Origin of the sequence: Streptomyces sp. NPDC059900 (assembly GCF_050270335.1) — a bacterium.
In the GTDB taxonomy this organism is placed as follows: Bacteria; Actinomycetota; Actinomycetes; order Streptomycetales; family Streptomycetaceae; genus Streptomyces.
In genome coordinates this window covers 1-12,884 of record NZ_JBNNJZ010000219.1, presented here as the reverse complement: position 1 = coordinate 12,884, position 12,884 = coordinate 1, and the positions used below count along the sequence as shown (strand labels likewise).

Sequence of the window (12,884 nt, the reverse complement as noted above, 5' to 3'; positions counted from 1 at the left end):
GTATAAGAGACAGGTGCAAGAGTGAGGAAGGCGAGCTCATGGAGGCTTCTACGTTGGTGACCTGGTAGCCGTAGACCGGGTCCATGATCGTGGGGAGGTAGAGGCGGCCGGGGTCGCTGGAGGAGAAGCCTGCGTTGCGGTCGGGGGTCCACTGCATGGGGGTGCGCACGGCGTCGCGGTCGCCGAGCCAGATGTTGTCGCCCATGCCGATTTCGTCGCCGTAGTAGAGGATCGGGCTGCCGGGCAGGGAGAGCAGCAGGGCGGTGAAGAGTTCGATCTGGTTGCGGTCGTTGTCCAGGAGCGGGGCCAGGCGCCGGCGGATGCCGATGTTGGCGCGCATGCGGGGGTCTTTGGCGTATTCCGCGTACATGTAGTCGCGCTCTTCGTCGGTGACCATTTCCAGGGTCAGCTCGTCGTGGTTGCGCAGGAAGATGCCCCACTGGCAGCCGGCCGGAATCGCCGGAGTCTTGGCGAGGATTTCCGAGACGGGGTAGCGCGATTCGCGCCGGACGGCCATGAAGATGCGCGGCATGACGGGGAAGTGAAAAGCCATATGGCTCTCGTCCCCGCCCTTCTCGAAGTCCCCGAAGTAGTCCACGACGTCTTCGGGCCACTGGTTGGCCTCGGCGAGGAGAACGGTGTCCGGGTAGTGCGCGTCGATCACGGAACGGACGCGTTTGAGCATGGCGTGCGAGCGCGGCAGGTTTTCGCAGTCGGTGCCTTCTTCGGCGTAGAGGTAGGGGACGGCGTCGAGGCGGAAGCCGTCGATTCCCAGGTCGAGCCAGAAGCGCAGGGCGGAGATGATCTCTTCCTGGACGGCGGGGTTTTCGTAGTTGAGGTCGGGTTGGTGGGAGAAGAAGCGGTGCCAGAAGTACTGCTTGCGGACGGGGTCGAAGGTCCAGTTGGAGGCTTCGGTGTCGACGAAGATGATGCGGGCGTCGGCGTACTGCTTGTCGTCGTCGGCCCAGACGTAGTAGTCGCCGTAGGGCCCGTCGGGGTCGGTGCGCGAGGCCTGGAACCACGGGTGCTGGTCGCTGGTGTGGTTCATGACGAAGTCGATGATGACCCGGATGCCGCGCTGGTGGGCGGCATCGACGAACTCCACGAAATCGGCCAGGTCACCGAATTCGGGCAGGACGGCGGTGTAGTCGGAGACGTCGTAGCCGCCGTCCCGCAGCGGCGACTCGAAGAAAGGCGGCAGCCACAGGCAGTCCACACCCAGCCACTGGAGATAGTCGAGTTTGGCGGTGATGCCTTTGAGGTCGCCGATGCCGTCGCCGTTGCTGTCCTGGAAGGAGCGGACGAGGACTTCGTAGAAGACGGCGCGCTTGAACCATTCGGGGTCGCGGTCTTTTGCGGGGGTGTCCTCGAAGGTGTCCGGGACGGGCTCGTTGATGGTCATGGTGTGGCTGACCCTCCGATCGACGGGGAGGACGGTCGCAGGACCGTGAAGAGGTGCGCGGGGGCGCGGCCCGGTTCCAGGCGCACGTAGTTGGTCCTGCCCCAGTGGTAGGTGTGGCCGGTGAGCTCGTCGCGCACCGGCACGGCCTCGTGCCAGTCCAGGCCGAGCGCCGGCATGTCCAACGACACCGTCGCTTCCCGGGTGTGGTGGGCGTCGAGGTTCACGACCACCAGAACCGTGTTCGATCCGTCCTTGTCCCGGGCCGTTTTCGAGTAGGCGATCACCGCATCCTGATCCGTGGTGTGGAAGTGCAGGTCACGCAGTTGCCGCAGGGCGGGGCTCGAGCGCCGTACGCGGTTCAGCGTGGTGATGAGGGGCGCGATGGTGGAGCCCGTGCGCTGCGCGGACTCCCAGTCGCGCGGCCTCAGTTGATACTTTTCCGAGTCCAGATACTCCTCGCTGCCCGACCGTGCGGGGGCGTTCTCGCACAGTTCGTATCCGCTGTAGACGCCCCAGGTCGGCGAGAGGGTCGCGGCGAGCACGGCGCGCGCCTCGAAGGCCGGACGGCCGCCGTTCTGGAGGTAGGCGTGCAGGATGTCCGGGGTGTTGACGAAGAAGTTCGGCCGGAGATAGTGGGCGGTCTCGCCCGACAACTCACGCAGATAGTCGGTCAGTTCGCCCTTTTCGTTGCGCCAGGTGAAGTAGGTGTAGGACTGCTGGAAGCCGATGGCGGCCAGGGTGCGCATCATCGCCGGGCGGGTGAATGCCTCGGCCAGGAAGATGACGTCGGGGTCGGTGCGGTTGATGTCGCCGAGGACTTGCTCCCAGAAGGCGACGGGTTTGGTGTGCGGGTTGTCGACGCGGAAGATGCGCACGCCGTGGTCCATCCAGAACCGCAGCAGGCGTACGGTCTCGGTGACCAGGCCGGGCAGGTCGCGGTCGAAGGCCAGGGGGTAGATGTCCTGGTACTTCTTCGGGGGGTTTTCCGCGTAGGCGATGGAGCCGTCGGCGCGGTGGGCGAACCATTCGGGGTGCTTGTCCACCCAGGGGTGGTCGGGGGAGCACTGCAGGGCGAAGTCCAGGGCGATCTCCAGACCCAGGCCGGTGGCGCGGTCCACGAAGGCGTCGAAGTCCTCCAGGGTGCCCAGGTCCGGGTGGACCGCGTCGTGGCCGCCTTCGGGGGAGCCGATGGCCCAGGGCACGCCGACGTCGTGCGGGCCGGGGGACAGCGAGTTGTTCGGGCCCTTGCGGAAGGTCCTTCCGATGGGGTGGATCGGCGGCAGGTAGACGACGTCGAAGCCCATCGCGGCGATCGCCGGGAGCCGGTCGGACGCGGTGCGCAGGGTGCCCGAGCGCGGCGGCTCGCCCTCCTTGACGATCGCGCCCTCCGAGCGCGGGAAGAACTCGTACCAGGACCCGAACAACGCCCGCGGACGCTCCACAAGGAGCGGCAACCGCTCTGACTCCGTGACGAGTTCGCGCAGCGGATGCCCGGCCAGTACCGCGTCCACCTCCGGGGTGAGGGCGGCGGCGAGGCGGGCCGCGGCGGGGCGGTCCGTGTCGCGCAGGGCCTCGGCGGCGCTGCGCAGGGTGGCGCGGCGGCCTTTGCTCGCCGGGGCGTCGGCGGCGGCGCGTTCGTGCAGGCGGGCGCCTTCCTCCAGGACCAGCTCGGTGTCGATGCCCGCCGGGATCTTGATGTGCGCGTGGTGCCGCCACTGGGTGACGGGATCGCCCCACGCCTCGATGGAGTACGTCCAGTTCCCCTCGGCGTCCGGAGTGACGTCCGCGCCCCATCGGTCCGTGCCGGGGGCAAGTTCACGCATCGGCGTCCACGGCCCGGGGCGGCCCCGCGGATCGCGCAGGACGACATTGGCGGCGACCGCCTCGTGACCCTCGCGGAAGACGGTGGCGGTGACCTGGAAGGTTTCGCCCGCCACGGCTTTGGCGGGCCTTCGCCCGCCGTGGACGAGGGGTGCCACGTCGAGGACGGGTATGCGGCCGGTGACGGGCTCGGGGCGGGGTGTTCGCGGGGGTGGGTCCTGGGTGTCCTGGGCGCCTGGACTGTCCTGGCCGTCCTGGCTGTCCTTGCCGTCCTGCTGATCGTGCGTGTCGTGCGGATGGTGCCGGTGTTGCGGGTCGTGCTGCGGTGCCTGTGATGCGGGCACCCTTGTGGAGGGCTTTCCCGAGGGCGAAGCCGACGGGCGAGTTGAGGGCATGACCGCTCCTGTCCGCGTTACATGAGTGGGGCGGATACGGGGGTGTGGAGGGGTTCTGCTGCTGTGCCGCGCTTGCTGGCCGTACCGAGCCGTGACTGACCGTACTGAGCCGTGTGCGTTCCGGGGGAGCCTTCCCACCAATTTCGGGTGGGCAATCCGGCGCTTTATTAACTACTGGTGCGTAAGGCCCCATACAAGGCTGCGTCGTATCCGAGGGTGCGTCGCCTCGGCCCGCGAAGCAAGGCCGCCGCCACACGCAGAGAACCGGCCCCGCCGTGTGCGGCGGGGCCGGTCATGTGACGCGTCGGGTCTTCGTCGTGCCCTACGGGTTGTTGACCTGCAACAACTTGTTCGGCGAGCCGAGTCCCGCGCCGGTCACCTTGCCGGCGGCGGCTCGCCCCGCCAGTGCCTTGCTCACCGCGGCCGGTGTCGCCGAGGGATGATCGGCGAGGTAGAGCGCCGCCGCGCCCGCCACGTGCGGCGAGGCCATGGACGTACCCGAGATGGTGTCCGTGGCGGAGTCGTTCGTGTTCCACGCGGAGGTGATGCCGACGCCCGGCGCGAACAGGTCCAGGCTGCCGCCCCAGTTGGAGAAGCTCGCCTTGGCGTCCTTCACGTCGGTCGCGCCGACCGTGACGGCCTCCTTCACGCGGGCCGGTGAGAACAGGACCGCCGGAAGCCCGTCGTTGCCCGCGGCGACCGTGTAAGTGACCCCGGACGCGATGGAGTTGCGCACGGCGGCGTCCAGTTGGGCGTTGGCCGTACCGCCGAGGCTGAGGTTGGCGACCGCGGGCTTCCTGGCGTTCTTGGTCACCCAGTCGATGCCCGCGATGACCTGGGCGGTCGTCCCCGACCCCGCGTCGTCGAGCACCCGGACGCCCACGACCTTCGCCTTCTTCGCGACGCCGTGGCTCTTGCCCGCCACGGTCGCGGACACATGTGTGCCGTGGCCGTTGCCGTCCTGCGCCGTGGCGTCGTTGTCGATGAAGTCCCAGCCGCTGCTGGCCCGTCCGCCGAAGTCCTTGTGCGTGGTGCGGACCCCGGTGTCGATGACGTACGCGGTCACGCCCTTCCCCGCCGTCCCGGGCCAGGTGTAGGACTTGTCCAGCGGCAGGTTCTTCTGGTCTATGCGGTCGAGACCCCAGGAGGGCGGATTCTTCTGGGTGTGGTCCAGGGACACGGTGCTGTCCTGGACGACGGAAGCGACCCTGGAGTCCCCCGCGAGCTTCTTTGCCTGGTCCGAACCGACTCTCACCGCATAGCCGTTGAGCGCGGTGCTGTAGGTCTGGCGTATTTTCGCCCCGTACTTCGACGCGACGTCCTGGCCGGCGTCCGACGGGGCCTGCGTCCCGCCCTTGAGCGTGACGATGTAACTCCCGCTGATGGAACCGGGTTCCCCGGCGCCGAGTATCTCCCCCAGCGGGGCGTCGTCGGCGGGAGCGGCGTGTGCGGGCAGCGTGATGGCCGAAAGCACCGCAGCCGTGGTGGCGGCGGTGACGGCTCCGGCCCACCGCAGACGCTTCGTTCGCGACAGAGTCATACGCTGGTTTCCCTCCCCAACTTGATGTGCCACCCGTGGAGTTGGTCCGATACATGCCGGAATCCCCGTGTCCTCCGCGAGCACCACTTGGCAGCCTCTCGTGCGGCGTGAGGGCCTACAAGACCACACGGCGTGGCGGAATCGGCCATATCGCCGGTGCGGGTGCTGTGAGGGTTGCGCCGATTTTCGGACGGGTTCGGGATGCCTGCGTGAAGTGCGGGGCCACGGGGTGACCGCCGCAGGTCAACGTCCGTTTCCCGCCGGTCGGGGGCCACCGGGTCCGGCACGCTCGCGGTATGACTTCCCACATCGCAACCGCCGCTGCGGACTCGACGGCCGTCCTCACCGGCATGTACGAGGCGGAGTCCCGCTACCTGGCGGCGGGCGGCCCCGGCCGGGCCACGTTCGACCTGCTCGCCCCCTATTTCGCCCCCGACGTCGTGCTGCACCAGGCGCAGGCCCTGCCGTACGGCGGCACCTGGCGCGGTCACGACGGGATGACCCGGTTCTTCCTCGCCATGAGCGAGACCTGGCAGACCTTCGAGATCGGGAAGCAGGAGTTCCTCGCCACGGGCCCCACCGCGGTGGTCCATACCCATGTCCGCGCGCGGGCCCGCGCCACGGGGCGTGAACTCGCCTTCCCCATACTCCAGACCATCACGGTGCGGGACGGACGGATCTCGCAGGTGCGGCCGTTCTACTGGGACACGGCGGCGATCGTTGCGGCGACCACCCCGTAGGGCGTCACGGGGCGCGGTCCGGGACCTGCGGGTCACGTGACCCCTGACCCGGTCCGTGCACCCTGTGCGCCGTGGTGACAGGGACGGTGCAACGCTAACGTCGGGGCGACACGTTGATACGAGCTTTGCGAACACGTCGATACGAGACCTGCGTACGCCCCCGTCATACGCCCCGTCAGACACCCTGTCAGAGGTGCACCGTGATGAAGGCCATCCGTCGATTCACCGTACGACCCGCCCTGCCCGACCCCCTCGCCCCGCTCTCGGAACTCGCCCGCAACCTGCGCTGGTCCTGGCACACCGGCACCCGTGAACTGTTCAAGGCCGTCGACCCCGGCCAGTGGGCCGCCTCGGGCGGCGACCCCGTGCGGCTGCTCGGCAGCGTGCCGCCCGCGCGGCTTGCCCAGCTCGCCGCCGACGAGGTGTTCCTGCACCGCCTCGCCGAGGTCTCCGACGGACTCCGGGAGTACGTCACCGGGGACCGCTGGTATCAGGAACAGTCGGCCGCGCGCGGCAGCGAACTGCCCGGCGCCGTCGCCTACTTCTCGCCCGAGTTCGGCATCACCGACGCCCTGCCGCAGTACTCGGGCGGCCTCGGCATCCTCGCCGGCGACCACCTGAAGGCGGCGAGCGACCTCGGACTGCCGCTCGTCGGGGTCGGCCTGCTCTACCGGCACGGCTACTTCCACCAGTCGCTCTCCCGCGACGGCTGGCAGCAGGAGACCTACCCCGTGCTCGACCCGAACGAGCTGCCCCTCTCCCTCCTGCGCGAGGCGGACGGCACCCCCAGCCTGGTGGAGATCGCGCTGCCCGGCGGCCGTTCCCTGCGCGCGCACGTCTGGCAGGCCACGGTCGGGCGCGTACCCCTGCTCATGCTCGACTCGGACGTCGAGGAGAACGACACCGGTGCCCGCGAGGTGACCGACCGGCTCTACGGCGGCGGCAGCGAGCACCGGCTGCTCCAGGAGATGCTGCTCGGCATCGGCGGCATCCGCGCCATAAGGACGTACTGCCGGCTGACCGGGCACCCCGAGCCCGAGGTCTTCCACACGAACGAAGGCCACGCGGGCTTCCTCGGCCTGGAGCGCATCCACGAACTCGCCGACCAGGGACTCGACTTCGACGCGGCACTCGAAGCGGTGCGGGCCGGGACCGTGTTCACCACCCACACCCCCGTACCCGCCGGAATCGACCGCTTCGACCGCGAGCTGGTCGCCCGGCACTTCGGCCCGCACGCCGAACTGCCCCGCATCGACGTCGAACGCATACTGCGCCTCGGCATGGAGACCTACCCCGGCGGCGAGCCCAACCGCTTCAACATGGCGGTGATGGGCCTGCGGCTCGGGCGCTGCGCCAACGGCGTCTCCACCCTGCACGGCAAGGTCAGCCGCGAGATGTTCGCGGGCCTGTGGCCGGGGTTCGACGCCGAGGAGGTGCCGATCTCCTCCGTCACGAACGGCGTGCACGCCCCGACCTGGGTGGCCCCCGAGGTGTTCCGCCTCGGCGCCCGCCAGATCGGCGCCCAGCGGACCGAGGACGCGCTGTCCGTGGGCGGCTCGGAGCGGTGGGACGCGGTCGCCGAGATCCAGGACGCCGACATCTGGGAGCTGCGGCGCGAGCTGCGGGGCCAGCTGGTCACGGAGGTCAGGCAGCGGCTGTATGCGTCGTGGCGCGGGCGGGGCGCGGCCAGCGCCGAGTTGGGGTGGATCGAGGACGTACTGCACCCCGACGTCCTGACGATCGGCTTCGCGCGCCGCGTCCCCTCGTACAAGCGTCTGACGCTGATGCTGCGGGACAGGGACCGTCTGATGGAGCTGCTTACGCACGAGGAGCGGCCGGTCCAGATCGTCGTGGCCGGGAAGGCGCATCCGGCGGACGACGGGGGCAAGCGGCTCATCCAGGAGCTCGTGCGCTTCACGGACGATCCGCGGGTGCGGGGCCGCATCGTGTTCCTGCCGGACTACGGCATGGCGATGGCGCAGAAGCTCTATCCGGGGTGCGACGTCTGGCTGAACAACCCCCTCCGCCCCCTTGAGGCCTGCGGGACCAGCGGGATGAAGGCCGCCCTGAACGGCTGCCTCAATCTCTCGGTGCTCGACGGCTGGTGGGACGAGTGGTTCGAGCCGGACTTCGGCTGGGCGATTCCCACGGCGGACGGGGAGGCCACGGACGAGGACCGCCGGGACGACCTGGAGGCCGCGGCGCTGTACGACCTGCTCGAACGCAGGATCACGCCCCGCTTCTACGAACAGGGGCAGGGGGGACTGCCCGACCGGTGGATCGAGATGGTCCGGCGGACCCTGACCAGGCTCGGGCCGAAGGTCCTCGCGGGGCGGATGGTGCGTGACTACGTGGAGGAGCTGTACGTGCCCGCCGCGCGGGCGCACCGCACGCTGGGCGCGGACGCCGCGGTGGAGCTGGCCGCGTGGAAGGCGCGGGTGCGCGCCGCCTGGCCGCAGGTGGCCGTCGACCACGTCGAGGCATCGGCGACCGGCGCCACCGCCGAACTCGGCGCCACGCTCTCGCTGCGGGTCCGCGTGCGCCTGGGCGAACTGACCCCGGACGACGTGGAGGTGCAGACGATCGCGGGCCGCGTGGACCCCGAGGACGTCATCGCCGACGCGAAGCCGCTGCCGCTGAAGGCCGTGGGCGGCCCCGACGCGGAAGGCCGCCGCCTCTACGAGGGCCCGCTCGCCCTGGACCGGACCGGGCCCTTCGGCTACACGGTGCGGATTCTGCCCGCCCACCGACTCCTTGCCAGCGGCGCGGAGCTGGGACTCGTGGCCGTGCCCTCCGAGGGGACGGGGGAGGCCGCGGGAGTGCTGCTGCGGTAGCGCGGACACCAGAACGCCGGGCGGGCCGAAGGACCTCGGCGCGCCCGGCGTCCGGGGACGAGCTACTTGACGTTGACGCCGGTCCAGGCCGCGGCGACGCCCTTGGCCTCGGCGGAGTCCGCGCCGTACAGGTCCGTCGCGGCCTTCAAGGTGCCCTCACGGGCCGCCTTGTAGTCCGTCGTCGTCGTGAAGTACGCCGTCAGGGCCTTGAACCAGATCTTCTCGGCCTTGTCGCGTCCGATGCCCTCGACCTTGGAGCCGTCCGCGGTCGGGGAGTCGTACTTGACGCCGTTGATCTCCTTCGCGCCGCTGCCCTCGGACAGCAGGTAGAAGAAGTGGTTGGCGATGCCCGAGGAGTAGTGGACGTCCACGTTGCCCGCGTCCGCGCTCCAGTTGTCCAGGGACTGGCCGTCCTTGGAGGGCTTGTCCATGTAGCGCAGCGGAGAGCCGTCGCCGTTGATGTCGATCTCTTCGCCGATGAGGTAGTCGCCGACGTCTTCCTTGTTCTTGGCGTTGAACTCGACGGAGGCGCCGAAGATGTCGGAGGTGGCCTCGTTCAGGCCGCCCGACTCGCCGCTGTACTCCAGGTTGGCGGTGGCCGCGGTGACGCCGTGCGACATCTCGTGGGCCGCCACGTCGATCGACGTCAGGGGCTTCTTGTCGCCCTCGCCGTCGCCGTACGTCATGCAGAAGCAGCTGTCGTCCCAGAAGGCGTTGACGTACGAGTTGCCGTAGTGGACGCGGGACGTCGCGCCCTTGCCGTCGCCCTTGATGCCCTCGCGGCCGTGCACGGTCTTGTAGTAGTCCCAGGTCAGCTGGGCTCCGTAGGCGGCGTCGACGGCGGCGGTCTGCGGGTCGTCGGCCTTGCCGGTGCCCCACGTGTCGTCGTCGTCCGTGACGAGCTTGCCCTCGCCGCTCTGGGCGTGGTTCAGGTCGAGCGTCGAGTGGCCGCCGCGCGAGTCGTCGGTCAGGTCGAAGCCGCTCGAACCCTTCTTGGTGCCGATCTCGACGTCGCCGCTGTACTGGCTGTGTCCTGCGCCGTTCTCGATGGCCTGGTACTGGTAGAGCTTCTTGCCCGTGGCCGCGTCGGTGATGACGTGCAGCTTGCTGGGCGTGCCGTCCTTCTGGACGCCGGTGACGACGGTCTCGTGGGCGAGGACCGGCTTGCCGGACGCGGCCCAGATGACCTTGCGCGGGGCCTGCGCGTCCGCCTTCTTGGTGTCGCCGGACTTCGCGGCGGTCGACTCGGCGGACTTCGCCGCCGACTTGGCGCCGACCTTCGCGGAGGTCGATGCGACCTTGATGGTGGCCTTGGCCGCCTTGGTCACGCTCTTGACCTTGCCGCTCTTGGCGGCGTGGACGACGAGGTCGCCGCCGAGGACGGGCAGCCCGTCGTAGGTGCGCTCGTAGCGGGTGTGCGTGGTGCCGTCACGGTCCTTGACGACATCGCGGACGACGAGCTTCTCCTTGGCACCGAGGCCGATCTTCTCGGCGGTGGCCGTCTTGTCCGCGTTCGCGTCCTGAAGCAGGCCGGCGCGGGCGGTGGAGGAGAGTGCGATCTGCGATCCGGCGGGCGCCGCGGCCTGGTCGGGCTGCGCGGAGGCTCCGGTGGCCAGACCGCCGGCGAGCAGTGCTCCGGCGGCAACAGCGGTGGCGATGGCCAGCGTTGAGCGCTTCCGGGATATGTGGGGGGTCACGCATGCTCCTTCTGTGGGGGGCCCGAGCGGCGTTGGGGAGCTGTCCGGGCTGAAAGATGCGGTGCGGTGTACAGATGTTCTGTTGTGTCGTGCGAGGGAAGAGTGTCAGTTGAGCCAGGTGCATGTCAGGTACCTGGCCGCAGGTTGGCCGGAAATCGTCCGTTGAGCGATGGTCCATGTACGCAATGCGAACGGCGTGTTACGCACCTGTCCGCACACATGGCTGCGCCGCTCCGGGGAGTTGATCCACCCGGAGCGGCGCAAGTCGGTGCGTTCACCCACCGGTTTACGGGAAGGTGAGCTTCCAGCTGTTGATGCGGCCGGTGTCCTGCGCGGCCACGTCCTGGACCTTCAGCTTCCAGGTGCCGTTGGCCACCTCGGACGAGGCGTTGACCGTGTAGGTCTCCACGACGTTGTCCGCCGAGTCGCCCGCACTGGAGTTCTTCAGGCGGTACGTCGAGCCGTCCGGGGCCACCAGGTCGACGACCAGGTCACCGCGCCAGGTGTGGACGATGTCGACGCCGACCTTCAGCGCGGCGGGCGCGTTGCCCGTGCGGCCGGTGACGTTGATCGACGAGGTGACGGCCGCGCCCCGGTCCGGGATGGCCACGTCGGTGGTGTTCTCGAAGTCCGTGCCGCCGCCGGGGCCGCCACGGGTGCCGACGTTGACCGCGGCCCAGGCGTCGCCCACCGCCTTGTACTCGGCACTGGTGGTGCCGTACAGCTCGCCGGCCACCGCGAGGGTCCCGGTGCGGGCCGCCGCGTAGTTGGTGGTCGTGGTGAACTTCGTCGTCAGCGCCTTGAACCAGATGAGCGACGCCTTGTCACGACCAATTCCGGCCACAGGCAGGCCGTCCGAGGTGGGCGAGTCGTACGAGACGCCGTTGATCACCTTGGCGCCGCTGCCCTCGCTCAGCATGTAGTAGAAGTGGTTGGCGACACCGGACGAGTAGTGGACGTCGATGTTGCCGATGCCCGAGTACCAGGAGTCCTTGGAGGCGCCGTCCTTGCTCGGCTTGTCCATGTAGCGCAGCGGGGTGCCGTCGCCGTTGATGTCGATCTTCTCGCCGACGAGGTAGTCGCCCTTGTCCTGCGCGTTGTTGGCGTTGAACTCCACGGCCGCCGCGAAGATGTCGGACGTCGCCTCGTTCAGGCCACCGGACTCACCGCTGTACGTCATGTTGCCGGTGGCCGCCGTGACGCCGTGCGTCATCTCGTGGGCTGCCACGTCGATGGACGTCAGCGGCTTGGCGTTGCCCGAGCCGTCGCCGTACGTCATGCAGAAGCAGGAGTCCTGCCAGAACGCGTTGACGTAGTTGTTGCCGTAGTGGACCCGCGAGTACGCGCCGACACCGTCACCCCGGATGCCGGAGCGGCCGTGCACGTTCTTGTAGTAGTCCCAGGTGAGCTGGGCGCCGTAGGCGGCGTCGGCGCCCGCGGTCTCCGCGTTGGACGCCTGGCCGTTGCCCCACACGTCGTCCGGGCCCGAGAAGAGCGTGCCGGTGCCGGAGGTGCCGCGGTTGAGGTTGTACGTCTTGTGGCTGCCGCGGCCGGTGTCGGTCAGGGTGTAGTTCGACCCCGACTGGGCACTGCCGACGGTGACCTGACCGCTGTACTGCGTGTTGCCCGTGCCGTTCTCGACGCCCTGCCACTGGAAGAGCTTCTTGCCGGTGGCCGCGTCCGTGACGACGTGCAGCTCGTTCGGCGTGCCGTCGTGCTGGAGCCCGCCGACCACCGTCTCGTACGCGAGCGTCGGCTCGCCCTTGGCCATCCAGACGACCTTGCGCGGCGCGCGGTCCGCGTCGGTCTTCTTCGAGCCCTCGGCCTTCGCCGCCCCGAGCGCCTGCTTCTCGGCGGTCGCGGCCTTCACGTCGGCGGTGGTGTCGATGCCCTTGAGCTGGGCCTTGGCGGCCTTGGTGACGCCCTCGGTCTTGCCGGACTTCGCCTCGTCGACCACCAGGTCGCCGCCCAGGACGGGCATGCCGTCGTAGGTGCGCTCGTAGCGGGTGTGCGTCGTGCCGTCGCCGTCCTTGGTGACGTCACGTACGACGAGCTTCTCCTTGGCGCCGAGCCCGAGGTCCTTGGCCGTGTCCGCCTTGGTGGCGTTGGCGTCCTTGAGGAGCGCCGCACGCTGGGCGGGAGTGAGCTTCACGGGCAGGGAACCGGGGTCGGCCTTGCCTATTTTGGCCGCGGCCGCGGCCTTGGCCGTCGATATCGCGGGGTCGTCGGCGGATGCCGGGCCCGTCTGGAAGGCCACCGCGACAAGGGCGGCGACGGCGGTGAGGGCGCCGGCAGTGGCGGCGCGTCTGTGGGAGGCAGGTCTGTGAGAGGTGCTTCTCAACACGGACTCCTTCTGCGTGGCCGCGGGGTGCGCGGCCAGGGGGACCGGGCGGCGCGGTCGTGCCGTCCGGGCAGAACAAGGCAGAACGTGGAGCTGGGAACACGGTGGAGCAGC

7 protein-coding genes are annotated in these 12,884 nt (G+C 69.5%); 2 read left to right on the top strand and 5 right to left on the bottom strand.

Annotated elements, in window-relative coordinates:
- From treS to ACQKIP_RS25345, 3 genes are all read right to left on the bottom strand, one after another.
- The coding region (gene treS / locus ACQKIP_RS25355; protein ID WP_427744150.1) for a maltose alpha-D-glucosyltransferase at nucleotides 1-1,402 on the bottom strand (1,402 nt) is incomplete at its 3' end.
- A complete protein-coding gene (locus ACQKIP_RS25350) occupies nucleotides 1,399-3,618 on the bottom strand; it encodes an alpha-1,4-glucan--maltose-1-phosphate maltosyltransferase (RefSeq protein ID WP_427744148.1) in 2,220 nt (739 codons plus the stop codon). The genes treS and ACQKIP_RS25350, both read right to left, overlap by 4 nt.
- 322 nt (nucleotides 3,619-3,940) lie before the next feature.
- The gene (locus ACQKIP_RS25345; RefSeq protein WP_365867004.1) at nucleotides 3,941-5,158 is read right to left on the bottom strand and encodes a S8 family peptidase; all 1,218 of its coding nucleotides are present in this window, start codon (nucleotides 5,156-5,158) and stop codon (nucleotides 3,941-3,943) included.
- A 296-nt stretch (nucleotides 5,159-5,454) separates the two neighbouring features.
- Here ACQKIP_RS25345 and ACQKIP_RS25340 point away from each other — a divergent pair, with 296 nt between their 5' ends.
- Nucleotides 5,455-5,898 carry a nuclear transport factor 2 family protein gene (locus ACQKIP_RS25340; protein WP_365867006.1) on the top strand — a complete coding sequence of 148 codons (444 nt, stop codon included), beginning with the start codon at nucleotides 5,455-5,457 and terminating at the stop codon, nucleotides 5,896-5,898.
- A gap of 203 nt (nucleotides 5,899-6,101) precedes the next feature.
- Nucleotides 6,102-8,732, top strand: coding sequence for an alpha-glucan family phosphorylase (glgP, locus tag ACQKIP_RS25335; protein WP_365867008.1), 2,631 nt, complete (start codon nucleotides 6,102-6,104; stop codon nucleotides 8,730-8,732).
- A 62-nt stretch (nucleotides 8,733-8,794) separates the two neighbouring features.
- On the opposite strand, the gene ACQKIP_RS25330 is transcribed toward glgP, so the two are convergent.
- Together ACQKIP_RS25330 and ACQKIP_RS25325 are read right to left on the bottom strand one after the other, a co-directional pair.
- Entirely contained in the window at nucleotides 8,795-10,429 is a 1,635-nt protein-coding gene (locus ACQKIP_RS25330; RefSeq protein ID WP_365867010.1) for a M4 family metallopeptidase, read from the bottom strand.
- Nucleotides 10,430-10,715: 286 nt separating this feature from the next.
- Entirely contained in the window at nucleotides 10,716-12,770 is a 2,055-nt protein-coding gene (locus ACQKIP_RS25325; protein ID WP_365867011.1) for a M4 family metallopeptidase, read from the bottom strand.
- Between the last annotated feature and the right edge of the window lie 114 nt (nucleotides 12,771-12,884).